This is a genomic window from Nonomuraea polychroma (assembly GCF_004011505.1).
GTDB lineage: Bacteria > Actinomycetota > Actinomycetes > Streptosporangiales > Streptosporangiaceae > Nonomuraea > Nonomuraea polychroma.
This window is the reverse complement of the sequence record NZ_SAUN01000001.1, coordinates 1314808-1340890: the sequence shown is the minus strand read 5'-3', so window position 1 is coordinate 1340890 and position 26083 is coordinate 1314808. Positions and strand designations below refer to the sequence as shown.

Annotated in this window: 21 protein-coding genes; 5 read left to right on the top strand and 16 right to left on the bottom strand. The window is 71.0% G+C overall.

The genetic code is table 11. The annotated features are described in order from the left end of the window. The first annotated feature begins 52 nt into the window (after positions 1–52). Positions 53–2749, top strand: coding sequence for a methyltransferase domain-containing protein (locus tag EDD27_RS05885; protein WP_164903498.1), 2697 nt, complete (start codon positions 53–55; stop codon positions 2747–2749). Then, on the top strand, positions 2746–3786 hold the full coding sequence (locus EDD27_RS05880; protein WP_127931437.1) for a glycosyltransferase family 4 protein: 1041 nt from the start codon (positions 2746–2748) through the stop codon (positions 3784–3786). The genes EDD27_RS05885 and EDD27_RS05880 overlap by 4 nt, the downstream gene beginning before the upstream one ends. Here the strand turns inward: EDD27_RS05880 and EDD27_RS05875 are convergent. Further along, the gene (locus tag EDD27_RS05875) at positions 3753–4991 is read right to left on the bottom strand and encodes a polysaccharide deacetylase family protein (protein ID WP_164903497.1); all 1239 of its coding nucleotides are present in this window, start codon (positions 4989–4991) and stop codon (positions 3753–3755) included. The two genes, EDD27_RS05880 and EDD27_RS05875, sit on opposite strands and share 34 nt — an antisense overlap. 331 nt (positions 4992–5322) lie before the next feature. On the opposite strand from EDD27_RS05875, the gene EDD27_RS05870 reads away from it, so the two are divergent. Beyond that, on the top strand, positions 5323–6228 hold the full coding sequence (locus EDD27_RS05870; RefSeq protein WP_164903496.1) for an ABC transporter ATP-binding protein: 906 nt from the start codon (positions 5323–5325) through the stop codon (positions 6226–6228). A 289-nt stretch (positions 6229–6517) separates the two neighbouring features. Here EDD27_RS05870 and EDD27_RS05865 read toward each other — a convergent pair whose 3' ends face one another. From EDD27_RS05865 to lxmK, 14 genes are all read right to left on the bottom strand, one after another. Further along, positions 6518–9370, bottom strand: a complete 2853-nt coding sequence (locus EDD27_RS05865) for an AfsR/SARP family transcriptional regulator (protein ID WP_127931434.1) — start codon at positions 9368–9370, stop codon at positions 6518–6520. A gap of 167 nt (positions 9371–9537) precedes the next feature. Then, positions 9538–10278: an ABC-2 transporter permease gene (locus tag EDD27_RS05860; protein ID WP_127931433.1), complete on the bottom strand. Its 741-nt coding sequence runs from the start codon at positions 10276–10278 to the stop codon at positions 9538–9540. Continuing rightward, positions 10279–11145, bottom strand: a complete 867-nt coding sequence (locus EDD27_RS05855; protein ID WP_164903495.1) for an ABC transporter ATP-binding protein — start codon at positions 11143–11145, stop codon at positions 10279–10281. It abuts the gene before it with no gap. A 71-nt stretch (positions 11146–11216) separates the two neighbouring features. Continuing rightward, positions 11217–12797 (bottom strand): PH domain-containing protein, encoded by a 1581-nt coding sequence (locus tag EDD27_RS05850; RefSeq protein ID WP_127931431.1) that lies wholly within the window; start codon positions 12795–12797, stop codon positions 11217–11219. 11 nt (positions 12798–12808) lie between these two features. Continuing rightward, on the bottom strand, positions 12809–13315 hold the full coding sequence (locus tag EDD27_RS05845; RefSeq protein WP_421917255.1) for a PH domain-containing protein: 507 nt from the start codon (positions 13313–13315) through the stop codon (positions 12809–12811). Then, positions 13315–15876 (bottom strand): M16 family metallopeptidase, encoded by a 2562-nt coding sequence (locus EDD27_RS05840; RefSeq protein ID WP_164903494.1) that lies wholly within the window; start codon positions 15874–15876, stop codon positions 13315–13317. Before EDD27_RS05840 ends, EDD27_RS05845 begins: the two co-directional genes overlap by 1 nt. Then, positions 15860–17329: a flavoprotein gene (locus tag EDD27_RS05835; protein ID WP_127931429.1), complete on the bottom strand. Its 1470-nt coding sequence runs from the start codon at positions 17327–17329 to the stop codon at positions 15860–15862. The genes EDD27_RS05840 and EDD27_RS05835 overlap by 17 nt, the downstream gene beginning before the upstream one ends. Next, positions 17326–18261: an LLM class flavin-dependent oxidoreductase gene (locus EDD27_RS05830; RefSeq protein ID WP_241563887.1), complete on the bottom strand. Its 936-nt coding sequence runs from the start codon at positions 18259–18261 to the stop codon at positions 17326–17328. The genes EDD27_RS05835 and EDD27_RS05830 overlap by 4 nt, the downstream gene beginning before the upstream one ends. A 39-nt stretch (positions 18262–18300) precedes the next feature. Further along, positions 18301–20163 carry an ABC transporter ATP-binding protein gene (locus EDD27_RS05825; protein ID WP_206641269.1) on the bottom strand — a complete coding sequence of 621 codons (1863 nt, stop codon included), beginning with the start codon at positions 20161–20163 and terminating at the stop codon, positions 18301–18303. A 26-nt stretch (positions 20164–20189) separates the two neighbouring features. Then, positions 20190–21194, bottom strand: a complete 1005-nt coding sequence (locus EDD27_RS05820; RefSeq protein ID WP_127931427.1) for a methyltransferase — start codon at positions 21192–21194, stop codon at positions 20190–20192. Positions 21195–21282: 88 nt separating this feature from the next. Continuing rightward, positions 21283–21504 (bottom strand): LxmA leader domain family RiPP, encoded by a 222-nt coding sequence (locus tag EDD27_RS05815; protein WP_127931426.1) that lies wholly within the window; start codon positions 21502–21504, stop codon positions 21283–21285. Between the two features lie 57 nt (positions 21505–21561). Further along, on the bottom strand, positions 21562–21774 hold the full coding sequence (locus tag EDD27_RS05810) for an LxmA leader domain family RiPP (protein ID WP_127931425.1): 213 nt from the start codon (positions 21772–21774) through the stop codon (positions 21562–21564). A gap of 5 nt (positions 21775–21779) precedes the next feature. After that, complete coding sequence (locus EDD27_RS05805) at positions 21780–22787, bottom strand: T3SS effector HopA1 family protein (RefSeq protein WP_127931424.1); 1008 nt, start codon at positions 22785–22787, stop codon at positions 21780–21782. After that, on the bottom strand, positions 22784–23920 hold the full coding sequence (lxmK, locus tag EDD27_RS05800) for a class V lanthionine synthetase subunit LxmK (RefSeq protein WP_206641268.1): 1137 nt from the start codon (positions 23918–23920) through the stop codon (positions 22784–22786). The genes EDD27_RS05805 and lxmK overlap by 4 nt, the downstream gene beginning before the upstream one ends. A 225-nt stretch (positions 23921–24145) precedes the next feature. Here lxmK and EDD27_RS05795 point away from each other — a divergent pair, with 225 nt between their 5' ends. Both EDD27_RS05795 and EDD27_RS05790 read left to right on the top strand, forming a co-directional pair. Further along, a complete protein-coding gene (locus EDD27_RS05795; protein WP_127931423.1) occupies positions 24146–24799 on the top strand; it encodes a GOLPH3/VPS74 family protein in 654 nt (217 codons plus the stop codon). A gap of 75 nt (positions 24800–24874) precedes the next feature. After that, positions 24875–25468 (top strand): response regulator transcription factor, encoded by a 594-nt coding sequence (locus EDD27_RS05790; protein ID WP_127931422.1) that lies wholly within the window; start codon positions 24875–24877, stop codon positions 25466–25468. A gap of 66 nt (positions 25469–25534) precedes the next feature. On the opposite strand, the gene EDD27_RS05785 is transcribed toward EDD27_RS05790, so the two are convergent. Further along, positions 25535–25975: a hypothetical protein gene (locus tag EDD27_RS05785; protein WP_127931421.1), complete on the bottom strand. Its 441-nt coding sequence runs from the start codon at positions 25973–25975 to the stop codon at positions 25535–25537. Positions 25976–26083: the final 108 nt, after the last annotated feature.

Sequence of the window (26083 nt, the reverse complement as noted above, 5' to 3'; positions counted from 1 at the left end):
GGGCCCTCACTGATCATCCCCAGGGATCCCTGCCTCCATGAACCATGATCGCGTGCATTTAGCCTATAACGGGATAGATGTCGATCCCGAAACCCAGGCCCTGACCAGGAACCGGCTGCACTGGCTCCTGGATCATCTCCCTCCGGGGCGGATCCTCGACCTGGGCTGCTCCCAGGGAACCCTGTCCGTCCTCGCCGCCCGCCGCGGCGACCGCGTGACGGGCGTCGACATCGAGGAAGAGGCCATCGCCTTCGCCTCGGGCCTGGCCGCCGAACTGCCCGCCGACGTGGCCGCGAGGCTCGCCTTCGTACGGGGCGACGGCGCGTGCCTCGGCTTCCCCGACGCGTCCTTCGACTCGGCGATCGCCGGAGAGCTGCTCGAGCACGTGGCCGACCCCGGGGTGGTCCTGACCGAGCTGCACCGGGTCCTGGCCCCGGGCGGGACGCTCCTGGCCTCCGTGCCTCACGGGCTGATGCCGCACCACGACCATCACCGCACCTTCTACCGCGCGGGCCTGCGCCGCCTGCTGGAACCGCTGTTCGAGGTCCGCGAGCTGACCGTCCTGGACCGGCACATCGCCGCGGTGGCCGTGCGGCGGGAGACGCCGCAGGGCGTGCCCGCCTTCGTGCTCACGCAAGAGGAGGCGGACTTCCTCCAGCGCGAGGAACGCCTGGAGCAGCAGCTTCAGAGCCTCCGCGACAAGCTGGCCCGGGCCAACGGCCTCTACCGCGACGTCACCGCGGCCAACGCCGAGCTGAAGGCGCAGATCGGCGGGAGCAGGGCCGGACAGTATGTCCTCGATCAGTTGTCCGCGCTGCAGGACACCGTCCAGCGGCTGTCCGCCGGCGTCGCCGACGGCGCGGCCACGGAGCGGAACGAGCTCCAGGAGTCGCTGCGCGAGCTGACCGAGGAGCGCGACCGGCTACGCGCCGACCTCCGCATCGCCGAGACGGAGATCGGCTTGCTCCGCGAGGCGGCCGGCACCGCCAAGGTGGAACGGGACAGGCTCCTGGAGTCGATTCACGGGCTGAGCTCCGGGCTGGAGGCACTGCGGGAGACGGCCGAAGCCGTGACGCTCCAGCGGGACGAGCTCCGCGCTCTCGTCCGGGCTCAGGCCGAGAGCCTGCGCACGGCCGAGGCCGCCCACCGCGACGTCGATGCCGAGCACGTGACGGCCCAGCGGGGCATGCGCGAGCGGATCATCGAGCTGGACACGGAGCTTCAGACGCAGCAGGCGGAGCTGGCCAGAATCCGTACCGTCTACAACGGCGAGCGGCACCGGCACGAGCTGACCCAGCAGCGCCTGGCCAAATCCGTCACCCTGGAGTCGAAGCTCCGGCAGGAGAACGAACGGTTACGGGCCAAACTGGAGACGGTGACCGGCCGGCTGGCGGACTACCGTGACCAGGTCACCAGGATCCGCTCGTCGCGAGCCTGGCGCATGTTGTCCGTCTACCGGCAGCTTCGCCGCCCCGGCCGGTCCAACCCCACGCAGCTCACCCGTGAGACCCGGCCCGCGACCGCGACCGGCGCCCCGACCCGCATGGTCGTCCGGCGCCCGTCGCCGCCCGCCCGCCCCGCCCCGGCGCCGCAGCCGGCGGCGGCCGCACCGGTGCCGCTGGAGGAGTTCAGGGACGGCCTGCGCGAGTGGATCGCACGGGCGAGGGCGGCCGAAGGCGACGAGGTGGTGCTGATGTTCTCGGGCACCACCTTCGTGCAGGAGGCCCGCGGCAACAGGCCCATCCGCCTGACGCGCGTCTACCTCGACCGCGACTGCCCGGTCTTCTTCAACTACTACCGCTGGCGCGACACCGACCCGCTCCCGTCGCACCCTGATCCGTTGTTGTTCCAGAGTCCGATCGACATCACGCCCCGGCTGCTCGACGAGGTGCTGAGCGCCGACTTCGGCGGCAAGCGGAAGTTGCTGTTCGCCTCGTTCCCGCACGAGACGATGGTGCGGACGCTGACGCACGCCGCCTCACGCGGCTGGGTGACCATCTACGACGCACGCGACGACTGGGAGGAGTTCGCCAAGATCGGCATGGCGAAGTGGTACCACCCCGGTTACGAGCGCTACCTCGTCGCCCACGCCGACGTGGTCACTGCGGTCTCCGCGCCGCTGGCCAAGAAGATGGAGACGCTGGGCGGGCGCAAGGTGAGCGTCAACGCAAACGCCCTCGATCCGGCCTTCCCCACCCCGACGACCCCGCGCCGGCCCGACGCCACCAGGATCGGCTACTTCGGGCACCTGACCGACAAGTGGTTCGACTGGGACCTGGTGCTCCGCACCGCCAGGACGTACCCCAGCCACACGTTCGAGCTGGCCGGCCACCAGAACCCCGACCTGCGGCTGCCGGACAACGTGCGCCTGCTCGGTCTGCTCGGCCATCGGGAGCTGGCCGAGCTGAGCGCCGAGTGGGCGCTGGCGCTGATCCCGTTCAAGAACGGCGCGCTGGCCGATGCCGTGGACCCGATCAAGGTCTACGAGTACCTCCATCTCGGCCTGCCGGTGCTGACCACCTACTTCCCGCAGTGCGTGGACTATCCGGGGGTGCGGGTCACCGAGTCCGCGGCCGAGTTCGTCGCCGCCCTCCCCCAGGTGGCCGACTCGGCCCTCGACCTCGAGGAGATCCGTTCCTGGCTGGCGCGCAACACCTGGGAGTGCCGGGTGGACGCGTACTCAGAGCTGGCCGAGCGGGTCGTGCGCAAGGGCCGCGAGGGTCTGCTGACGCTGCTGGAGTGCCGATGAAGGTGTTGTTCTGCTACCGGTACGGGGTGATCGGCGGGGTGTCCACCCAGCTGCTCAACCGGTACACCCATTTCTCGGCCGAATTCGACATCGGCGTTCTCTACGAGTCCGATCACGGCATGGTCGGGCACTTCCCGCCGGGCGTGGCCCGGGTCGCGGCCACCGACGAAGCCCGCGAGGCCGCCATCAGGGAGGCGGAGCCGGACGTGCTCGTCGTGATCGACAGCCCCAGCTTCCTGTCCGCGTGGCAGCGCGCGGGCTCGCCCGGGTCGTTGATCCTCGAAGTCCACACGACGACGACCAACCTTTCCTACGTGAGTGAGCTGGCGGTCCGCCCCGACCACATCGTGACCGTCAGCGAGTACATGCGGGGGAAGCTGAGCGCGCTGGGTCTGTCCCCGATCAGCGTGGTCCCCAACTGCCTGGACGAGCGGTGGTACGCCGAGACCGTCCCGCCCGCGCTGGAGTCCTCACCGGTGGCCTGGATCGGCAAGCTGGACGGCCACAAGCGGTGGCGGGCCGCCGCCGACCTGCTCGACCGGATCGCCACCGAGCGCCCCGGCGTCACACCGCTCATGGTCGGCGGGTACACCGCCCCGGCGAGCGAGGTGGCCGCGCTGACCACCAAGCTCACCGGCTCGCCCGCCCTCGGCTCGGCCCGGTGGCTGCCGCGCGTCGACTACGAGCTGATGCCCGCGCTCTACTCGGCCATCGGGGCGAACGGCGGGCTGACGGTCTCGACGACGACTGACGAGTCGTTCGGCATGTCAGTCGCCGAGGCGTTGGTGCGCGGGTGTCCGGTGATCGCGCCCGCGGTCGGCGCACTCCCCGAGATCCTGCCTGAGGAGGCGCTCTACGCGCCGGGGGACTCGGCGGCCGCGGCGGCCAAGGCGCTCCAGGCGCTGTCGGATCCCGCCTTCCGCGCCTCCCTGCTGAGCACGGCTCAGCTGGTCAGGGAGCGCACGCATCCGGAGTACGCGCTGGCTGCCTTCGCGAACGTGCTTCAGCGCAGCGCGAAGTCGTCGATGGTGGCCTGACCGGGCGCGGTGAGCACCAGGCCGAAGCTGATGCCCTCGGCCTGCGCCGTCCGGGGCGTCCATGTGGCCTGCCGCCAGGTCGAGGCGGCGGGGAAGACGGGGCCGTCGACCCAGCGCGACCACGCCCCGTCACCTGTCCTCGTGCTGAGTGTGAACCGCACCGGCACGGTCGAGGTGTACCAGACCGACAGGCGGCCTGCCTTCGGCGCGCACTCCCCGTCATCCTGCTTGATCGCCAGCCTGAGCCTGTACGGGTTGCCTGCCGCCACTTGGATGCGGCCGGCCCAGCGCCCGGTGCGCGCCCCTGGCACCCGGCTGAACGTGGCCGTCGCGGACCTCCCGTCCAGCTGCCAGCAGTCCGGCACCCCGTCCTTACCGAAGTAGTTCTCCAGCGAGGCGTTGATCACGATCGACGGGGCCTTGACCGGCGGCACGGGCCGCACGTCGCCGCCGATGACGTCGCCGACGGTGCGGACGGCGACCTTCCGCCCCTTCAGCCAGTCGAGGACGTCGGTGAAGATTTTCGGCTTCACCCCTAAAGGCCCGCAGTCGTCGCAGTAGTCGTGGAAGACGAGGATGGCCCAGCTCTTGCGTTGCTCGGCCGCGATCACGTACTGCTGGATCTCGGCAAGCGTGGTGCGCGCGCCGATCGACAGCGGCGTGTTGAGGTTGTACGGGTCTCCCGGGGTGATCCGCTCCGCGGCGACACCCGCCTGACCCCGGCCGCTGTTGTAGCCGCACTCCTTCACCACGGCCTCCGCCGCCGCGTTGACCGCGTGGAACGGGTAGGCGAACGATCTCGGGGTGAAGCCCATCGCTTCCAGCGCCGACCGGTCGCCGCACACCTCCCTGCGCTGCTCGTCGCGATGTAAGGCCGGCAGCCTGGCGTGCGTGCGGGTGTGCCCGCCGATCTCGTGCCCCGCCTGCGACAGCTGCGCCAGCTGGGCCTGGCTGAGATAGCCGGCGGCCTGGATGCGGGTGCTGAGGACGTAGAAGGTGCCGGACATGCCGCGTGTGGTGAGCTCCCGCGCCATCTGTTGCTGGCGCTCGAGACCGTCGTCGAACGTCAGGGAGACCACGCCGCCGTCCGCCGGCACGCCGCTCGCCGGTACGGCGCTGGGAGTGGGCCTGGCACTCTGCCCGCTGCACCCGGCGGCCGACACGGCAATGGCGATCGCCACACCCATCATCACCACACGACCCACTGTTCTCTCCTCCCCACTAGGCGGCCGACATCCTCCCATGCAGGGCTGTTTAAGCGCATGAAAGTGGATCTCAAGTGGTCCGCAGCAAAATGAGCAAAAGCCAGATGCCCGGCCACGGAGAGCTACCATGGCCCCACAAGCGGATACCGTTCGGGACATTCTTACCGTGTTGACACGCTCTGTAGTGCGGTGTTTACAGTTGGCCCCATACGCTAGATCCACAACTCTACTGCGGCAAAGACTGGGGAATCGTGAGCCCTTTGCGCCGGCGTCCAGCAGACGACCCCAGCGAGCGGCGGCGAAACCAGGAGCTGCGCTGACCATGCAGCCCATGCTGGAAGCGCGGAACCTGACGAAACGGTTCGGTCCGGTCACGGCGGTCAGCGACGCCAGCTTCGCCATCCGGTCAGGCGCCATCACCGGCTTCCTGGGACCGAACGGCGCCGGCAAGTCGACGACGTTGCGTCTCTTCCTGGGTCTCGTGCAACCGACCTCGGGCTCCGCCCTCATCGACGGCAAGCCGATCCACGAATGGCCCATTCCCAGCCTCAAGGTGGGCGCCGCCCTGGACGCCCAGTGCGTCCATCCTTCCCGGCGGGCGATCGACAGCGTGCGGTGGGCGGCCAGGCTGGCCGGCGTGCCCACCTCCCACGCCGAGGACCTGCTGGAGCGGGTCGGGCTCAGCGCGGTGGCCCGTCAGCGCACGGGCAAGTTCTCCCTCGGCATGCGGCAGCGTCTCGCGCTGGCGATCGCGCTGGTCGGCGACCCCGAGATCGTGGTGCTGGACGAGCCGATGAACGGGCTCGACCCCGAAGGCATCGCGTGGCTGAAGGACCTGCTGCGCTCGCTCCGCGACCAGGGGCGTACGGTGCTCATCTCCAGCCACCTGCTGGCCGAGCTGGAAGATCTGGTGGACGACCTCGTGGTGATCGCGGGCGGAAGGATCATCGGCAGCGGCTCCGCCACCGCGTTCATCGATCGATTCCATCCGCAGACGATCAGCGTCCTGTCGGACAAGCCGGAACCGCTGTGCGCCGCCGTGATCGAGGCCGGCGGCGAGGTCCTCGACATGCAGGGCCAGCGCATGGAGATCAGCGGGCTGACCTCCATCCAGCTCGGCGAGATCGCTCGGGACGCGGGGATAGCGCTCTTGGGGCTCACGGAGGAGCGCAGCCTGAAGAGGGCCTTCACGCACGCGACCGCCACCATCACCGACATCCCCGGCGAGCTCGGCTAGTGGCCTCTTGCGCACATGCCGCCTCGCCGCACTCCCCACACACCCCGCCCCTCCTCCGCGCACCTCGTCCCTCCGGCCCTCCCCAGGCGCCTTCGCACCCTCCGGCCCTCCCCAGGCGCCTTCGCGCCCTTCGGCCCTGCTCCCCCAGAAGGACCGTCACGAACGCAACTCCTTCCCTCGCGAAGGGACCCGCGCCGAAGCGCGGCGGGGTCGAAGGGACGCAGACAGCCGCCCCTCTCCCAAAGGATCCGCACCCGAAGCGGCGGGAAGAGACGTGCGGTGGACGACGCTAGTGGTCGTCGCGCGCCGGTTTGCGGGTTGCCTCGCCGTTGCCGTTGAGGAAGGCACGGGCCCGCCGCGCCCGGAGGGCGGTCCGCTTCACGCCGGCGACCTTCGCGATCTCCTCAGCGGTGACCAGGTTGTCGTAGGCGGCCCTGGGGTCACCGAGCAGGATCCGTGTCGTTCCGAGGTCGAGCAGGATGTCCGACAGCACGACCCGGTCGCCGATGAACGTGGCGATCTCCAACGCCTGAAGCAGCTCGGGATAGGCCTCCTCCGGTGTGCCCGCCCGGGCGGCGTGCATGGCCACCCCGCGCCGGATCTGGGCCTCGCTGCGCAGGCTGCCGCCCTCGCGGCACAGGACGAGCGCCCTTTCCAGACACTCCTGGGACGCCTGCTCCTCCCCCGTGCTGTGCAGCACCATCGCGAGCCCGCCCAGCGCGTCGGCCTCGCCCACCGGGTCCCCGCTCCTGCGCAGCACCTCGGCGGCCTCCTCGTACGTCCGGCGCGCCTTGGCCGGCTCCTGGCGGATCCGGTCGAGGTCGGCGAGCAACCGCAGCGCCAGCCCGCGGCCGTGGTCGTCGGCCAGGTGCTGGAACAGCCGCAAGGCCTCCTCCAGCCGGCGGGCCGCCCCGGCGTAGTCGCCGACCAGCAGTGAGCGATAGCCGAGGGAGTAGAGCAGGGCCGCCTCGCCGCGGATGTTCCCGGCGCCGCGGACGCTGGACAGGGCCAGCTCGTGGGACTCGAGCCATTCGTCGAAGCGGGATCCCGCCTCGTAGCGGGCGAGCGGTGCGACGGCCAGCTCCCAGCACGTCTCGGGGAACGGGACCGCCCGCCGTACGGCCGCCAGTATCGCCTCGAGGTTGGCGTCGAACCAGGCCGCTCCCTCACCGGACCACGCGGCGGCTCCCCGCGGCTGGTAGCGGGGGGCCGTACCGCGCGGGATGGAGTTGTCCTGGCCGCGCATCGAGGTGTGCGCGGCATCGGTGAGCGTCAGCCAGCCGCCGAGCGCGCGTTGCACGGCGGCCCGCAGGTCCTCCTCCGGGTCCTCGGCGAGCGCGCGGCCGGCTCCGAAGCCCAGCAGCAACTCGTGGCAGCGGAACCGCGCGCCGTCCCGCAGCGTGACCATGAAATGGCTCTCGGCCAGCTCTTCCAGCATGTTCTCCGCCACGTCCATGGGGACGTCGGCGAGCGCCGCGGTGGTCCTGGCGGTGACCTCCGCGCTGCCGTAGAAGCCGATCCTGCGGATCAGCGAGCGTGGTCCGGCGGGGAGCACCTCGTAGCCCCGCATCAACGTCGGGACGACGCTCTGGCCGTCGTGCCGCAGCTCGCTGAGGATCTTCGCCGGGTCGGCGAGGCGTTCGGCCAGGCGGGCGAGGGTCCAGTGGGGCCGGGTGGCCAGCCTGGCCGCGGCGATGTGCAGGGCCACCGGCAGCCGGGCGCACAGGTCGATGATCCGGTCCGCCGCGTCCGGCTCGGCCGCCATCCGCTCCTCGCCGGCGCCCGTGGCCAGCAGCGCGCGGGCGTCGGCGCGATCCAGCGCGGACACGGGTACCCGGACGGCGCCCTGCAGCAGGGCCAGCGGTGAGCGGCTCGTCACGAGGACGGCGCAGCCCGGATGCCCGGGCACGAAGGAATCGATGTGGCGGGCGCCGCTCACGCCGTCCAGCACGATGAGCACGCGGCGGCCGGCCAGCAGGCTGCGCAGCAGCGCGGCGCGCGCGCCCATGCCGTCCGGGATCTCGCCGGCGGCGGCCCCGAGCGCGGTCAGGAACGCGGCCAGCACGTCGCCGGGCTCGCTCAGATCGTCGGCGTAGAGCTGACCGTCGGGGTACCGGACGGCCACGCGGTGCGCGGCCTCCAGGCACAGCGCGGTCTTGCCGACGCCGCCCGGCCCGGTGACCACCACCACGGGACACGTGCCGTGGTCGTCCATCGCGTCGGTGATCCGCCGCAGCTCCGCATCCCTGCCCACCAGGGCGCCCGAGCGTGCGGGCAACTGCCGTGGCACGGGCGGGGGCGCCGGTTCGCCGGGGTTCTGGCGCTGGACCGGAGCGCCGGAGTCGGAGTCCTGCTGCGGGATCCACGTCCCGAGGTCGAGGGACGAGTCCTGGGGCGGGATCCGCGTCCAGAGGTCGAGGGCGGAGTCCTGGCGCAGGATGCGTGTCCTGAGGTCCCGCAGCGCGGGGCTGGGATCGGTGCCGAGCTCCTCCCTGAGCCGGTCCTCCAGGTCGGTGAAGGCCTGCAGCGCCTCGCTGCCCCGCTGCGACCGGTATAACGCGAGCATGAGCTGACCGCAGAAGGCCTCCCGCAGCGGGTGCTGGTCGGCGAGCTGCTGCAGCTCTGCGATCACCTCGCGGTGCCGGCCGAGCGCGAGGTCGGCGTCGATGCGGGCCTCGATGGCGGTGAGCCTGCGCTCGTCCCACACCGCCGCCTCGGCGAGGAACGCCTCGCTGTCGAGGCCGGACAGGGCCGAGCCGCGCCACAAGGCCAGGGCCTCGCCCAGCATCGTGGCCGCCCCCGCATGATCCCGATCGCCGGCCAAGAGCCGCGCCTGGTCATATAAGCGCATGAAGACGAAGGCGTCGATGGTGTCCTCGGCCGCCTCCAGCCGGTAGACGTTGTCGTGCACGTCGATGGTGACGCCGTACTTCCTGAGCTCACCGACGCCGCGGTGCACCTGGTTCCTGGCGCTCTTCGTGGGCGCGTCCCCGTAGATCGCGTAGATGAGGCTCTCGATCGAGGCGGAGCGGGCCGGGCTCAGCAGCAGATGTGCCAGCACCGCGCGCGACCGCCGAGTGGCGAGCCTGATCTCCTGGTCATGGCGCCAAATTGCCGGTTGGCCCAGAATTCCAAAGCGCATCAGAGGCACGATCCCCCTAGTTCCCCTCTGATCATCCCCTATTTAAGCAGCTTTGTCCCGGCTTACACACGACAATTCGCGACATCCACCCCGCTTGTCACCGTCACCACTTGACTGCTGCCCCCCGGCAAGTCAAGTGAGCTGGGATTTTTCTCCGTAGCGAATGGTCAGGCGATGTCCCGTCGTTCGGCGACGAAGAAGGTCACGGCGATCACGATCGCGACGTACAGCGCGAAGATCCCGAGGCCCAGCACCGGCCCCGGCCCTTCGGGCAGGATGCCCGGGCCCGCGCCGACCATCATGAACGGCAGATAGGGGTCGATCGTGTCCGGGAGGACGATCGCCAGGATCCCCTCGCCGGCGAAGGCCCACACCAGCAGGATGGACAGGGCGCCCGCGGTGCTCTTCACCAGCACCCCGACCGCGACCCCAAGCGCGGTGACCAGCGGCACGCTGCCCAGGAACGCCAGGATGGTGGCGGCTCCCCCGTTGGACAGGGGCGCGTAGGCGGTGCCGCTCGCGGTGATCAGCGAGCTGCCGTACGCGATCAGCAGGCCGACGATCGTGACGCCGAAGGCGATCGCGGCGAGGGTGACCATCTTGCCGGTGAGGACCCGCCTCCGCCAGGGGGCGACGGAAAGGGTGATCCGGAAGGTGCCGTTCCTGATCTCGCTCGTCGCGGAGAGCACCCCGAGGATCATCATCGAGAACATCACGAACTGCATGGGCGAGGCGACGGCCTGCGAGCCGGGCGGGCCCTGGACGAGATTGCCGTTGGGGCCGATGTTGGACCCCATCAGCAGGCCCACGGCCGCCACGCCCACGAGGGCGCACAGCAGCGTGATCCTGTTGCTCAGGAGCGTACGGAACTTGAGCAGCTCCGCGGCGCACACGTTGGCGAAACTCACCTAGCCCACCTCTCCCTTGATGCTCGACCTGTCCTGTGTGGCCTGCGCGAACGCGTGGTGCAGGCTGCGCTCCTCCCGCAGCTCGTAGAGCGCCACCATGGTGTCCCGCGCGATGGTCCCGACCTGCCCGGAGGCCAGCCCGGTGACCTGGATGCCATGAGAGCCGCTCGCCTGCACCCGGCCGCCGGCCTTCACCAGCGCGGGCGCCAGCGCCTTGGGGTTCTCGCACCGCACGGTGACCTTCTTCACCTGGAACCGCTGCATGAACGCCGCTGCCGAGCCGCTGCCCACGATCCGGCTCTGGGCGATGACCACGAGGTCGTCGACGAGGTCCTCCATCTCCGCCAGGAGGTGGCTGGACACGAACACCGTGCGCCCCTGGTCGCGGAACTGCCGCAGGAGGTCCTTCATCCACGAGATGCCGTCGGGGTCCAGCCCGTTCATCGGCTCGTCCAGCACGACGATCTCCGGGTTGCCGATCAGCGCGATGGCCAGCGCGAGCCGCTGCCGCATGCCGAGGGAGAACCTGCCGACCCGCTGGTTGGCCACCTCCGTCAGGCCCACCCGGTCGAGCATCACCTCGCCCTGCCTGGGGTCGACCCCGATCATCTTGGCGACCCAGCGCAGGGTGTCGATCGCCCGGCGGCTGGGGTGAGCGCACTGCGTGTCGAGAGCCGCCCCGATCTTGCGGGCGGGGACGGGCCATTCGCTGATGGGCTTCCCGTCGATGAGGGCCGAGCCGCTGGTGGGGTGGTCGAGGCCGAGGAACATCCGCAGGGTCGTCGACTTGCCGGCGCCGTTCGGCCCCAGGAAGCCGGTTATGGCGCCGGCCCGGACCGAGAAACTCGCATTGCTTACCGCTAACACCGGCCCATATCTTTTTGTCAACCCCACTGCCTGCAGAACAGTCATGAATATCCGTCCTTCGTCATCATGCGTTATTGCTCCACCCGCTCGATGAATTGCGCCAGCAACCCGGGAACCGCCTCGTCGGCCAGGACGAGGCCGTCCCCGTAGCCGACGTCCCGCACGGTGTAGGCGCCGAGCGTGCCCGCCGCCGTCGTGGCCGCGATGTTCGCCAGGCCCGACCTCCGCTGGAACGGCGAGCGGGTGATGGTCCAGCCGATGACGCCGGTGCGCTGCAGCGCCACGGTGCGGCGTACCAGCGCGCCGGACCGGGTCACCAGGTAGGCGCCGTGGAGCGTGTGTCCGAGCGACCGGTAGGAGTCGGCCGCGAGCAGGAGGGAGACCGGCACCGCGACCGCGGCCGCGACCGCCATCGACCAGCCGGCGGACCACCCCGTCAGCGCGGCGAGCACCGCCGCCGCGACGATGGCCGCCGCGCTCGCCAGGGCGGCGCGGAACATCCTGCGGCGCAGCGCGGCGCGGGGGTGGGTGCGTAGTCGCGTGGGCAGCAGTGGGCTCTCCCGCTCCCCCAGCGCCGACGCCGCCGTGGCGTGCGCCATCTGGCGGGGCGCCGGCGGCAGCAACGCGCCGGAGCCGCCGCGTGGGCCGTCCATGGTGTGGCGCAGCCCGCTCGCGAGCGCCTTGAGCCGGGTCCCCTTCCCCCAGCGCAGCATGAACGGCTCGATCAGCTCGGCGCCGCGCAGCCGCCGCTCCTCCAGCGTGAAGGAGCGCGTCGTGAGCAGCCCCCGGGTCACGCGCAGGGTGCCGGTCCGGGGCTCGCGCTCGAGGCGGAAGCGCCACCACGACTCGGTGAACAGCAGCACGGTGCCGATCGCCCCGGCGACCAGCATCATGAGGACGAACACGACGAACAGCCAGCCGGGCGCCGACTCCAGGAACGCGACGGCCCCCAGCACCGCCCCTTCGATGTCCACGGGAACGCCTAGCCTCTCGGCCAGGTTGTACGCCTGGGTGAGCGGGGCGAGGCCGATGACGAACACGAGCGGGCTCAGCGGCGCGTACCGCACCCACCGCGGGTCGATCCGGGCGATCTCCTCCGCCGCCGGCTCGGCGGTTTCCCGCGGCTCGGCGGCTTCGTTCGGCTCTGCGGCTTCCTGCGGTTCGGCGGGTGCGGGGATCGTGGCGGCGGCCTGTGCCCGGGGCAGGAGCTCCGCACGGAGGGTCGCCGCCTCGGCCGCGGAGACGGCGTCGAGCTTGACCTGATCGCGACGGTCGGTCCGGAGCGCCTGGCCGGTGCCCATGGTGACGATCGACAGGCCGAAGATCCGGTGCACCGGCCCCGACGTCACGTCCACGGTGCGGATGCGGTCGCGGGGTATCGCGACGTGCCGCCGCCACAACAGGCCGGAGTGGACCTCGACCTGCTCATCGGTCACCCGGTAGCGCGTGGTCCGCCAGCGGATCATCTCACTGCAGGTGAGGTAGACGAACAGCAGGGCCGAGACGATCTGCAGCTTGTGATCTTCCCAGTTGACGCCGCCCGAGGCCAGCGCGGTCAGGGCGATGATGCCCAGCGGCGGCAGCAGCCAGCGCAGGTTGACCAGGCACATGCGGGGGTCGAGCCGGCGCCAGCCGACGGACTGCACCCTCATGTCCTCCACCGTCACGTCGCATCCCCCGGTGTCGCCTGGGTCACCCTGTTGAGCCGGTCCACGAGGTCCCTCGCGAACTCCTCGTCCAGGCCGTCGATCCGCAGCGGCCCCATCGCCGACGCGGTGGTCACGGTCACCGCCGACAGCTTGAAGAGCTGGTAGAACGGGCCCCGCATGGTGTCCACCGTCTGGATGCGCGACATCGGCGCCACCCGGTACTGATGCCACAACCAGCCGGAGCTCGTGTAGACGGCGTCGTCCGTCACCTCCCAGCGATGCACGCGGTAGCGCCACCGCGGCACCACGATCGCGTAGCAGGCGCCGGCCAGAGCCGTCAGGAACGCGAGCACCACGAACAGGGTGCCCGCCCCGTCGGCGAACGCCGCCAGACCCAGGAACACCACGGCCACCAGCCCGTACGCCACGGCGGACCGGGTGGTCCACATCGTGATCGCCCGGGGGTGCACGGCGTTCTGGGGTGGCCTCAGGCGTACCGCTCCGGCCTGCTGCGCCACGATCAGTCTCCTTCCAGTTCGGTGACCTCGCGCTCGATCTCGTCCGCCAGCCAGTCGGCGTCGATGTCGCCGACGACCATGCTCGGCAGGGGCATCCGCCCGTACGTGCTCACCGCCGCCTCCACGACCTCGTCGGCGGTGATCTGCCCGAGCCGGTCGTACAGGCGGGTGAGCAGGCCGGCTCCCTGGCCGAACGAGACGCCGATGCGCACGAGATCGGCGATCTTCGCGGGCGAGTCCAGCCCCCACAACATCTCCATGACGCAGTACTCCCTGGCCCGGTCGAGCTCGACGGGCTCCGGCGGCTTGGCCGTGAGCTCGGGCAGCCTGTCCAGGACCTCGGTGAACACGTCCGGCACCTGCTCCTTGGGCCGCATCACCTGGATGTACGCCCGAGGGAAATCGACGAGGACGTCCCTGCCGAGGAACGCCTCGTAGCCGCTGGCCCCGAGGCCGGTGGTGCCGGGGGCGTCACGGATCGAGCGGTTGCGGTGATAACGGCCGAGCACTCCGGTGGCGAGATAGCGTGCCACGTCGTCCGGGCCGTCGGGCGGCTCCGGCGCGCTGAAGGTCACCAGGACGTTCGACAGGTCCTCCCGGGGGACGAGCAGGATCCCGCCATCCGCGGCGGTGGCGGGCACCGGCTGCGCCTGCCCCTGCCACCACTCCAGGGCGTCTTCCAGCCGGGAGAGTATCCAGGCGGGATCGGCGTTCCCCACGGCGACGAACGATCCGCCCGCCGGCACGATCATGGTCCGGTGCACGTCCGCGAGCCCGGCAGCCTCCGACGGCGCGGGCCCGAGCAGGTACGCGCGCAAGGCGTCGTCGGCGATCCGCGCCGGCGTGCGTCCGCGCAGCAGGACCCGGCCCTGCGACAGCGGCTCGGCCGCGGCCGCCGGCGTGAGGACCTCCGACAGCACGCCGAGCCACGCGTCCAGTCCGTCCGTGGTGGCGTATCCGGCGACGTCGAGCCACTGCCCATCCGTCCTGACGGTCAGCTCGCCGCCCGCGCCGCGGGCGTGCAGGCCCACGCGGGCGCGCCGGGCGAGCACATGCGCCAGGAGCTCGAGATGGTCCGGGCGCCGCCAGCCCGCGGGACCGGCGGGCAGGCGGAGGCGGAGCTCCACCACGGGCGCGCCGCCCGCGCGGATGGCGACGGCCCGCAGGCCGTTGCCGAACGTGGCCTCGACGTGCTCGCCGAGCACGGGACGCGGCTGGTCCTCCCGCCCCGGCACGGTCCTCGGCCCGCCTGACGGCTCCGGGATCCGGATGGCCTGGCCGGCCTCGCGTGCGGGCCGCTCCGTGTGCCCGGGCTTGGGCCGGGTGCGCCTGCGGCCCGGCTCGATCGTCATCACCGCGCAGGCCGCGCCGTGCAGCCGCGCCGCCGCCTTGCCGACCTGCGCGGGGGTCACCTCGCCGAGCCGCTCCGGCAGCTCGTCGAGCAGCTCGGCCCGGTCGAAAAGGGTCTCCATGCGGCCGAGCGCGCGGCAGCGTGTCTCGATGTCGTCGTGGTCGCGGTGATGCTCGGACACCAGCTCGTTGACGGCCGCCGACACCTCGCCGGAGATGTCGCCTTTGGACCACATGCCCCACTGCGTACGTACGGCTCCGACCATCTGCACGGCCGGGGTGGCGGGCGGCACGAGGACCGTCAGGAGCAGCGCGTCCGGGGCACGGGCGTCGAGCGGGCCGAAGAACCCGCAGCTCGTGCTGACCGCGGACGTCCCGTCCGGGGTGATCTGCCGGGCCATCATGCGGGCCAGGACGACGTGCGCCAGGTATCCGGGCAGGTCGGCCGCCGGATCGGGCAGCCACTGCCCGATGGTGATCGCGGTGGCGGGGATGCCCGGCTCGGTGAAGGAGGCGGTCTGGTCCATGAAGAACCCGGGCTCGGACAGGTCCGGTTGCGGGGCCGCGTCCCTCGCGGGGATGTCGCCGAAGTAGCGCTCCACCCGATCCGCCACGTCGCCGGGATCGACGTCGCCGGCCACGGTGACCACCGCGTTGCCCGGCGTGTAGTAGCGGGCGAAGAACTCCTCGCAGTCCTCCAGAGTCGCCTTCTTCAGCTGTTCGGGATCCCCGTAGCCGTCATGCGCGTTGGCGAACGACGTGTAGAGCAGCCCCGCCATGTGCGGCCACGGCATGCCGCCGTACGGCCGTTCGACGATCATCTCGCGGATCTCGGCCGCGACCCCGGCCAGTTGCTCGGTCAGCGCCTCCTGCGTGAAGCTCGGGGCGCGCATCCGGTCGGCCTCGCTGAACAGCGCCTGATCGAGCGCCGAGCGCGGCACCACCTGGTAGAACTCCGTGTAGTCCTGGTGGGTGCGCCCGCTCGCCACGCCGGCGGTGTCCCGCACATGGTCGAAGAACCCGCCGTCGGGCAGGCTCTGGCTGCCGACGAACATCAGGTGCTCGAACAGGTGGGCAAAGCCCTCCATGCCTGGAGGCTCGACCCGGAAGCCCACGCGGTAGTGGACCGCTACGGCGACCCGGGATGTGCCCGCGACCGGCGCCACCAGCAGCTTCAGCCCGTTCGCCAGCGTCCGCCTATGAATTCCGGGCATGCGGCGATCCTCCATCGAGATTGACAAGAAAATCAAGGAAGCCCGCGTACGTGGCGAGGAGCGAGGCGTCAAGCCCGACGTAGGCGGATATGTCGTGCAGGTGGCGGGCGATCCTCATGGCGACGAGCCGGTTCGTGTCCTCGCCCAGGTCCCGGCCGTACCCGTCGAAGAGCGCGTCGATCAGGCGCTGCCAGTCCCGCGGGTCGCCCTCGTTCAGCCACCGCATCTCCACGAGCTCCCCGGCGAGCCAGGCGAGATCGTGATACCAGGGGGCGGCGCACAGGTCCTCGCCGATCAGCAACTCGCCGGTGCCCTTGTCCGGGTCCACGGCGAGCGAGCCGAGACCCGGCGCGCCGTGGGAGAGCACGACGTCGGGATCGGCGTCCTGCTCGGCGCACCACCCGCGCAGCCGGTCCCAGGTCTTCGCGCCGAGCCGGTCGGCCAGCACGGCCCCGGCCGCGGCCGCCGTCGCGCTGCGTGAGCGGCCGGCCAGCCACTCCTCGAGCCTGCGCATGGCGCGGGGCGGGCCGGTGATCTCGCCCGGCGGGAGGGCGTGCAGCTCGCGCAGTGCCCGGCCGACACCGCGCAGCAGCCGTTCCAGCGGCTCCCCCGGGCCGTCGCGCAGGAGGATCCGTGCCGCGGACTCGGCACCGGCCACGTGGTAGGCGCGGAACTCGCCGTGCTGCTCGCCCGGCGCCAGCCGTACGTCCGCGCCGTCGAGCAGCCCGGCGAGCGTGCCGTTCAGCGCGGGGTCGACGGGTGCGAAGGCGCTGTGCGCGAGCGGCCCCGGCCTGCGGCGCCAGACGAATCCGCCGGCGTCGGGCGTCACCTCCATCACCAGGTGGCCCGTGCCCTCGTCGGCGGGCGCCGCTTCCTGGCGGGAGTGCTCCTCCCACCGTGCGTCGACCGCCTCGATCGCCTGCGCCAGCGTCGACAACCACGAGTCCGGCCGTCCGGTCGCGGTGCTGATGCCGGGGCGCGGGGGGACGAGCACCACGTTCGGGCGTGCGCTCAGGGTGCTCCAGTGCGCCTGGTAGGCGGCGCTCTCCACCCCGCCGGGCGGCAGCGCCGGCGCGAGGGCGACGAGCGCGCGCGTGCACTGAGCGGCCAGCAGCGCGGGGGTGTCGGCCAGGCCGAGTGCCAGCCGGCCCATGAAGTGGAGCGTCATCGGGTAGACGACGATGACCTCCGCCCACTCCGCCCAGTCGACGTGCCGGGCCTGCGCGGCGTCCTGCGGCCACTCGTCCACCATGACCTCCGCCTCGGGCGCCAGGGCCGCGCGCGTGACGAACCGCTCCGCGCTGCGCGTCACCACCACCCTGATGCTCAGTCCCGGCCGGGACTCGCGCAGCAAGGTCAGCGCGAACGGCAGGTTGCGCGCCGCCAGGGAGCCCGTGGCGACGAGCAGCAGCCGGGAGAAGCCGGGCCGGGGTGAGGTGGACGGCGCGTTCACAGTGCGGCCTGCCCCAGGATGGTCTCGATCTCGGACAGCGCCGCCTGCGGCCCGTAGGAGCCCGCCACTCCGGTCAGGTTGATCACGACCTCCTCCACGCCGGCGGCGTGGAACTCGCCCATCTGCCGGCCGATCTCCTCCGGGTCCCCGGTGAGGAACGCCCCGCCGCTGATCAGCCGCTTGACCGTCTCGACCGGCTGCTGCGGGTCGATCTCGATGCCCGACCTGGTCAGCATGTCGACGTAGTGGGGCAGCATGAGATGGCCGGCGTTGGACTGCAGGACGATGCGGGTCGGGTCCCGGTCGGGCTGGGCCACGAACATCGGCACCATCGCCACCAGCCGGGGCAGGGGACGCCCCGCCTGCTTCGCGCCTTCCTCCATCGCGGGGACGATCACGTCGCGGATGTAGGAGGCGGGGGTGAGCCAGGTGATCGCCACGTCGGCGATCTCGCCGGCCAGGCGGGCCATCGCCGGCCTCAGCACGCCGAGGCCGATCTCCACCGGCGGCGTCGGCAGGGGCGGCAGCACGTCGTGGGCGGTGAAGTGCTCACCGTCCAGGTCCACCTCTTCGCCGTCGAGGAGGCCGCGCATCGCGGTGACGTACTCCCTGACCGCCTTGAGCTGGCTGCCGTACGCGGCGCCGGCGATGTTGCGCTGGAAGTCGATCCCGCCCGGCCCGATCCCGGCGACGAAGGGGTGGCCGGAGGCCACCGCCACGGAACGGGCGTGCACGGCCGCGTCATGCGGGTGCCGGAGCGGCATGAGCGTGACGCCCGTGCCCATCGGCACCCTGAAGCCGGCGCCCGCGGCGAAGACGAAGCTGTGGTGCGGGTCGAGCGACAGGGCCTGGCCCTGCCACAGGCGCACCGCGCTCGTCCATTGCACCAGGGCGGCGAAGGACAGGATCTGCTCGTGCCGGGTGGGCATCATCGGCAACAAGACAGAGAGGCTGGGCATCATCACTCCTGTTCAGGACATCCGGACGGAATCCACGGGGCGGAGCATCTGGCCGTGGACGAGCTGGGCGTAGGGCTCGCTCTCGCTCATCAGCCGCTCGTGCGTCCCCTGCGCCAGCACCTTCCCCTGCTCCAGGAGGATGACGTGGCGGGCGTGCTGGACGGTGGACAGCCGGTGCGCGACGACCAGGACCGCCCTGTCCTCGGCGAGCCGGTCGACGACCTCACGGAGCCGGCCCTCGTTGAGGCTGTCGAGCTGGGACGACGGCTCGTCGAGCAAGACCAGCCGGGCGTCGCTGAGCAGCACGCCGGCCAGGGCGAGACGTTGCCGCTGGCCGCCCGACAGGTCGTTCTCCCCGCCGATCGGCGTGTCGAGGCCCTGGGGCAGGGCGGAGATCTCCTCGCGCAGGCCGACCTGCTCCAGCGCGTCGAGCAGGACCTCGTCCGGCACGGTCTTGTCGAGCCCGAGCAGGAGGTTGTTGCGTACCGTGTCCCGCAGCAGGGTGAAGGACTGGTCGACGTAGGCGATGCGGCCGCGCAGCTCCGACAGCGGCCAGTCGGACACCTCGCGCCCGAAGACGGAGATCGACCCCGAGTCGAGCTCCATGAAGCGCTCGATCAGGCCGAGCACGGTGGTCTTGCCGGCCCCTGACCTGCCGACCATCGCGGTCAGGCCGCTCGGCGGCACGGCGAAGCCGACGTCCTCGAGCACTGGCCGGCCCGCCTCGTAGGCGAAGCCGACCCCCTGCAGCACGACGGCGGGGGTCCCGGGCGCCACGGCCACCGGCTCGCCGCCCTCCGTGCGGTCGTCGACCTGCTCGTACGGAAGCGAGAAGACGGACTCGAACCGTTGCTTGGCCACGAGACCGGCCTGGATGGCGCCGATCGCCTGGATGGCCATGACCAGCGGAGCGGCCAGCTGGAGCAGCAGGAGCAGGAACGAGACGAGGTTCGGCAGCGAGATCTCACCGGCGACGTAGCGCACGCCGCCACCCATGATCACGACGACGAGTGCGACCTGCTGGGCGAGCGTCATCACCGGCACGACCATGGCCTCGAGCCGGGCGGCGGCGATCTCAAGGCCGCCCAGGTTCTCCGCCCGCTCGGAGAAGCTCCGCACCAGCCTGCTCTCGGCCCGGTGGGCCTTGACGACGGTGAGCGCCTCCAGGGTCGCGACGAAGTCGTCGGACAGCTTGCCGACACCCGCCTGCAGCGCCTCGAACTTCTTGCGTATCGCCTTGACGACGAAGACGACCCCGACGATCGCGATCAGGAACGATCCGACCGTCATCAGCAGCAGGATCCCGTCCAGGAAGCCCATGATGACGAGCGTCGCGAGCACCTGCAGCGCGGCCATGGGCAGTTGCAGCGGCCCGACCTCCGTCAGGCCGCGCACCTGGGAGGAGTCCGAGGTGAGCCGGGCGGCCAGGTCTCCCGTCCCCTCCCGCCTGGCGATCTTCAGCGGCAGTCCCAGCGAGTGCTTCAACGTGCGTACGCGCAGCTTGGTGACGAGGTCGATGCCGAGCTTGGACAGCAGGTAGCCGGACAGGGTGCCGGTGACCGCCGCGGCCAGCCCCACACCGACCATCCAGAGCGCGGCCGAGGTCACCGCGCCGCCGCCCTTCTCGAGCTCGGCGACGAAGGCACCGCCGATCAGCGGCAGGGCGAGCGTGGTGATGGTCGACAGCAGGGCGAGCACCACGATCGCGGCCACCTGGTTCGCCTTGCCGGCCGTCATCTCGCGTGAGAGCGCGAGCTTCTGCGTGGCGGGTTGCGCGTCCGCGGCATGCGTGGGGGCCTGCTCGGCCTGCGTGGAGGCTTGCTCTTCCGCGGAAGGCTGTGCTTCCGCGATCTTCGTGGGCGCCTGCTGTTCCACTTCTCACCTGTCCAAGAGAGTGCGTGTCAATGAGCGCGGAACTCCAGGAGCGTCCGCCTTCTCGTCGTCGGGCCCTCCCACGAGAGCTCGAGGCCGGCGGCCGCGCCGAGCCGCTTGAGCTGTTTGAGCGTGCGTACGGGCACCGGGACCGTACCGGTCAGGAGAAGGTTCATCCGGGCGGCGTCCGCGTCGTCGTCGTAGATGAGGTTCATGTCGGCCACGAGCACCCGGCCGTCCGGTCCCGCCGCATCCCCGCACCGGCGCAGGATCTTGACGGCGTCGTCGTCCGGCCAGTCGCACAGGATGGCCGACAGGAGGTAGACGTCGAACCCCGGCGGGATCGGGTCGAGAAAGCTGCCCTCGATCGCCTCGCACCGGCCGCCCAGGCCCGCCCGCTCGATGCGCTGCGCGGCGGCCCGCGCCATCCCGGGCAGGTCGAGCACGGCGCCGTGCAGGTGGGGGTGGGTGCGGGCGAGCTCGATGAGCAGCGTCCCGTTGCCGCCGCCGACGTCCATCACCCGGCGCACGCCGGACCAGTCGTAGGTGTGCACGATCAGCCGGCCGTCTCCGGCCAGGCCGCTCGCGACCTCGTCCGCCAGGACGTTGGCGTCGTCCGGCACGTCGCTCACGTCCTGCCAGAAGTCCCTGCCGAAGGCCGCCTTGTATCCGGCCTCCCCCGTGCGTACGGTGTGCAGCAGCCCCACCAGGCCCAGCTCGGCCAGGCCCAGCAGCCCGTCCATGCTCAGGCGCCGGCGCACGCTGCCGGGCGCGTCGTCCAGCAGAGGAGCGCCGAGCTCGGTCACCTCGTAGCCGCCTTCCTCGCTCCACCGGAAGATCCCACGCGAGACGAGGTAGCGCAGCAGCTTCTTCAGCGTCGCGGGATGGGCGTCCACCTTCTTGGCGAGGCCCGCCCCCGTCGTCACCCCCGCGGCCATGTGGTCCGCCAGGCGGAGCGTGGCCGCCACCCGGATGGCGAGGGGCGTGAGCAGGTCCGCCATCGCGGCCAGGTCGTCGGCGTTCGAATCTCGCATGCGTTTCCTTGAGACGTGACGAACTGGACCGGTCGGGTGTGGGCAGGCGCCCTGCATATATCGCCTGCCCACCCTTACATCCGGCTTTTCAGCAACCGAAGATGAAGGTTCTGTCCCACGCCTTGCGGGCGATCCCGCTGACTACGTAACTGGTGGCGAAACCGCCAAGTACGAGAATCGTCACAGGCGTGGCGGCGGGAGCCTCGGATTCGGCCGGCAAACTGAACTCAGATGCATCGGCATAAGCGTCGTAGCCCGCCGTGAGTTCCATAATCGCCGCCGTCTTCGACGGCCGCACGACATCGTGCATTATTTCCCTCCCTTCGCTTTCATCGCGACGAAATCGGGTCCTGTCCGCAGCGCGGTACTAACGGTTCAGGATCCAGCCGGAAACGGCGCCGGACGCGGCCGAGGCCCAAATGGCGCACTTGGCGGAGCTCACGCGGACGCCGTAGCTGACGGCCCAGATCGTGAACCACAGCTCGGGGGCGTCGGAGATCGCGGAGACCTGCAACTCACCCGGCTCGGCGTACGAGTCGTAGCCCGCGACCAACTCCATGATGGCGGTGCTCTTCGTCATGCTGTTCACCTCCTTCCTGCATCAGGTACCGGGGGGCACGTGCCGCCGCCCCCCGTCATCGCCTGGGGCGACGTCTGATTCCGTGCGAGGTCGCACGGGTCGATGTTGGCTTCGGTCAACCGGGCGGCGACCAGCGTGGAGGCCGGGACCTTGCCGGCGGCGGCCTCCACGAGCGCCTGCCCGAGCACGCCGGCCCGGTGCTGGCCGAAGCTCATGCCACGCATGACCGGCCTGCGGTCGTCGGGTTCCCACGCGGCGGCCACTCCGGGGCCCAGGGCGTGCGCGAACGCGGACGTCTCCGTACCCACGCCGGGAACGCCTGCCACGAGGGCGGCGAGATCGGTCGCGAGGTCGCGGGAGCGGGCGCCGAGATAGATCACGAGCCCGTCGCGCCGCGGGTAGAGCAGCGGGGAGGACAGCACCTTCGCGCGGTACTCGGCCTCCTGCTCCTCCAAACGGGTCAGGACCAGGCGCCAGACGGCCGGGGCCTGCTCCGGTGCCGCCAGGTGGAGGTAAACGCGCAGGATGTCGCCCCGCATGTCGCTCGGCGCCGAGCCGTGCACGAAGAAGAAGCCCGGTGAGAGCGCCGGCCGCAGCGGGGACAGGGTGACGTTCACCCGCTGTCCCGGCGCGAACGGCGGCTCCTCCAGGATCCTGTCGCGGGGCACCCAGACCCGCGGGCCCCCGCACACGACCAGGATCTTCCCGTCCACTTCCTCGTCGTCGGCGATCAGCCCCTCCGACACCGTGGTCTCGTGGGGGACGTTCTCCGCGAGGGCCTGCTCGAACTCCCTGTCCCGCAGGTGGAACGGCAGTCCCTGGCCGTCGTCCGAACGCCGCCCGGTGTGGAGCACCTCGTAGAGCGCCTGGGAGAGTTTCACCGCCAGTTCGGCGGCGCTGTCGGCCTCGACCGTGACGTCGGCGACGGTCGCGCGGAGCCGGTCGATGTCGACGGTCACCGCGTCCAGCACCGGGGCGATCCCGCCCGGCGCCACGAGGTCAGCGACGCTCATTCATCCTCCAAACCCAGGGCGATCGTGAAGCGGGCGGGCGCCAGCAGCGCGGTGCGGCCGATGCCGGCGGCGGCGCGCTGGATGCCGGAGAGCTTGGCCGAGCGCGCCCCCGAGGCCAGCAGGCGGTCCATCATGTGCCAGCCGGCGAATGCCGTGGCCCGCGCCGCGAACTCGTCGTCGAGTCCTGGCCGGACGGCCCGGTAGCCCTGCCAGAAGCCGTGGATGCGCGGCCGCAGCCGCTCGATCTTCTCCGCGCCACGCTGGAGCACCATCTCGTGGGTGAACTCGGCCGCCTCGAAGACGACCTCGTCGCCGCGCGCGCTGACGATGTCCAGGATGGAGCGGAAGAGCCATTCGCCGGCGAACGCGCCGACGTCGCGGGCCGGATCCCCGAGGCGGAAGTCCTCCCAGTCGGTGATCTGGAATCCGCCGTCCTCCGGCAGCAGGAGCTGGTCGACCCGGAAGTCGCCGTGGACCGGGACCTTGGCCGACCGACTCTCCCACTCGCACAGCGCGAGGATGCCGCGCATGAGCTCGGGGTCGCCGTGCAGGATGCTCCAGCTCTCCATCTCGCCGTAGCTCAGGTTGTGCCACATCTCCAGTGGCAGCCCGCGCAGGAGCCGCAGGTCAGGCAGTGGGAAGGGCCCGTCGTCGAGCCCTTCGCCGGCCTGGGTACCGGCATTGTGCAGGTGGCCGATCGCCTCGCCCACCTGCCTGGCGAGCTCGTCGCCGAACGATTCCTCGATCATCGCCTCGGCGCCGTTCCTGGCCTCGTGCATGAAGTCGAAGGCCACGAGCCCGGCGTCCTCGTCGGCGCCCAGGAAGGCGGGGGTCCTGACCTGGTCCGCGAGGACCGGCCGGGCCGCCTTGAACCGCTCGAAGGCGAGCATGCGCCGCAGCCTCGGCTTCGCGTCGTCTCCCCCGATGAGACGTTTGACGAAGACCTTCCTGCCGCTGTCGGTCCGGCCCGCCCACACTTCGTTTCGGCCGATGGGCGCCACCAGGGTCTCCCGATCGAACCGGCCGTAGCCGAGCCGGTCGAGAAACGCCTCGACGTCAGGCACCCGATCGAGATCGATCGGTGCCATCCAGCCTTTGGCCGTGTCCTTCTCCCCGTTTGTCAGCGCCGTCATCGCTCCCCCGTCCGAGCAGCTCCAAGGTGCTGGGAGCAAAGCTAACAACCGCCACTTCCTCCCGGCTTCCTCGCAACTTCCATGGCTTGACCTGCGCAAATGCGGGGATCGTCGGGCCAGGGACCGCTCCCCTCGGCGCCCGGCGGCCGCCGCATGACAGATGTCACATGCCGCTGATGACATCAGCGTCTACGCCGGCCGGCGGGGCGGAGTCAGACTCGTGGTATGGCCACGGAACAGCTGACGTTCGCGGAAGAGCTCATGTTGCTCGCCCATCGGGAGACCGACGGCAAGCAGCTGATCCCCAACAATGTGCTGAACATCAGCCTCACCGCCGCCGAGCTGGCCGAGCTGGCCGCGTTGGGCAAGGTGGAAGTGAGGGGCGCCGACCTGGCGGTGGTGGACAGGCGGCCGGTCGGCGACGCCGAGCTGGACGCCGTGCTCGCCCGGATGGTCAAGGTGGGCAAGACGCTGCCGGCCGGCCGCTGGCTGATCATGATCAATCCCGTTCGCAAACACCGGAACTACCTGCGGCGACTGTCGGAACGGGGTGCGTTCAAGGCCGACAGGTCCCGGATGCTGGGGCTGATCCCGGTCGAGCGGTACGGCTACGACGACACCACGCTGGTGCGCGCCGTCAAGGACAGGATCGGCAAGGTGATACGCGGCCAGAAACCCGACGCCCGCACCGTCACCCTGCTCGCCCTGGCCCACGGCAGCGGCGTGCTCGGACGCCTGGCCAACCCGGGCAAGCGGGTCGAGCAGCTGGTCCAGGACGACTGGGCCGGGCAGGCCGTCAAGGCCTATGTGGACAAGACGACGACGAAGCCCGACGACTCGGGTGACAGCGTGACCATATTGGCCGCGGGCGGGTCATAGTATCTGTTCAGTACGGCTGGCGCCGGATTCCTGCATAGTCCGGCGCCAGCCGTACGCACGTCATGGGAGACGCCGATGGGGGACGTCATCCGAGTGCTGCTCGCCGACGGCGAGCGCCTGATCCGAGAAGCCCTGGCGACGTTGCTCGACCTCGAAGCGGGCATCGAGGTCGCCGCCCAGGTCGGCCACGGGGACGAGATCGCCCGGGCGATCGAGGAGCATAGGCCTGACGTCGCCGTCCTCGACATCGAGATGCCCGTAGACGATCTCGCGCAGATCGCCCACCGGTGCGGGATCGTCATCCTGGCGAGTCTCGCCCGGCCCGGCCACCTCCGCCGTGCGATGGCCGCCGGCGTGGGAGGTTTCCTCGGCAAGGACGCCTCCGCGGAGGAGCTCGCGGCGGCGATCCGCAAGGTCGCGGCCGGCGGTCGCTACCTCGACGCCGAGCTCGCCGCCGCCGCGATGGCCACCACCGACAGCCCGCTCACCGAGCGCGAGCGGGACGCCCTGCGCCTGGCCGGCGGCGGTGCCACGATCCCCAGGATCGCGATCGCGCTCCACCTCACCGAAGCCCTCGTGCGCGGCCACCTGTCGAGCGCGATGTCCAAGCTCAACGCCGCCAGCGGCCCGGAGGCCGTCAGGAACGCGCAGCGGCTCGGCTGGTTGTGACGCGGGCATGACCGAGGCCCTCCGCCCGGCGGCGGAGGGCCTCAGCGGAGCCCGGCACGCGGGCGGTCACCTCACGAAGTACCGCTTCGCGCCGTCGGTCATCAGCAGCCCGATGAGCAGCGCGGACAGGAGCAGGGAGATCACGTTGGACACGTAGTCGGTGGTCAGGACCGCCGTGATGACGGCGACGGCGGCGGAGACGGCGTAGAGCCAGATGATGGCGGTGCGGGTGCCCGCCTGCTGGCGGGGGATCCTGATCACCAGGACCAGCTGCGCCACCACCAGGACGGCCGCGATCAGCATCAGCACCCACATCACTGCCATCGGCGGCAGCGCGGTGGAGGCGGCGGCGATCTCGGGGTCGGCCGACAGGGCGCTGACCGCGACCAGGCTCAGCGACCCGATCACCACCGCGATGATGCCGAGCACCACACCGATCCACATGAAAACCTGGACGACTCTGACCGTCCCCGGCATCTGGGGGCTTAACTCATTGTTGTGAACCATCGACCTTTCCTCTCTGGGTCGGAGAAATCGTAAGGGAGCCGCCGAGTCACTCTCCAGGGGCAAATAGTCTCAGAACAATTTCAAAGTAGCCCAGCGGCGAATTCTGGA

Coding starts and splice junctions, on each gene's coding strand:
- EDD27_RS05795 (WP_127931423.1), top strand. CDS start 24,146: ATGGCCACGGAACAGCTGACGTTCGCGGAAGAGCTCATGTTGCTCGCC.
- EDD27_RS05840 (WP_164903494.1), bottom strand. CDS start 15,876: ATGCCCGGAATTCATAGGCGGACGCTGGCGAACGGGCTGAAGCTGCTG.
- EDD27_RS05820 (WP_127931427.1), bottom strand. CDS start 21,194: ATGCGAGATTCGAACGCCGACGACCTGGCCGCGATGGCGGACCTGCTC.
- EDD27_RS05790 (WP_127931422.1), top strand. CDS start 24,875: ATGGGGGACGTCATCCGAGTGCTGCTCGCCGACGGCGAGCGCCTGATC.
- EDD27_RS05785 (WP_127931421.1), bottom strand. CDS start 25,975: ATGGTTCACAACAATGAGTTAAGCCCCCAGATGCCGGGGACGGTCAGA.
- EDD27_RS05870 (WP_164903496.1), top strand. CDS start 5,323: ATGCTGGAAGCGCGGAACCTGACGAAACGGTTCGGTCCGGTCACGGCG.
- EDD27_RS05815 (WP_127931426.1), bottom strand. CDS start 21,504: ATGCACGATGTCGTGCGGCCGTCGAAGACGGCGGCGATTATGGAACTC.
- EDD27_RS05865 (WP_127931434.1), bottom strand. CDS start 9,370: ATGCGCTTTGGAATTCTGGGCCAACCGGCAATTTGGCGCCATGACCAG.
- EDD27_RS05805 (WP_127931424.1), bottom strand. CDS start 22,787: ATGAGCGTCGCTGACCTCGTGGCGCCGGGCGGGATCGCCCCGGTGCTG.
- EDD27_RS05830 (WP_241563887.1), bottom strand. CDS start 18,261: ATGATGCCCACCCGGCACGAGCAGATCCTGTCCTTCGCCGCCCTGGTG.
- EDD27_RS05850 (WP_127931431.1), bottom strand. CDS start 12,797: ATGAGGGTGCAGTCCGTCGGCTGGCGCCGGCTCGACCCCCGCATGTGC.
- EDD27_RS05880 (WP_127931437.1), top strand. CDS start 2,746: ATGAAGGTGTTGTTCTGCTACCGGTACGGGGTGATCGGCGGGGTGTCC.
- lxmK (WP_206641268.1), bottom strand. CDS start 23,920: ATGACGGCGCTGACAAACGGGGAGAAGGACACGGCCAAAGGCTGGATG.
- EDD27_RS05810 (WP_127931425.1), bottom strand. CDS start 21,774: ATGACGAAGAGCACCGCCATCATGGAGTTGGTCGCGGGCTACGACTCG.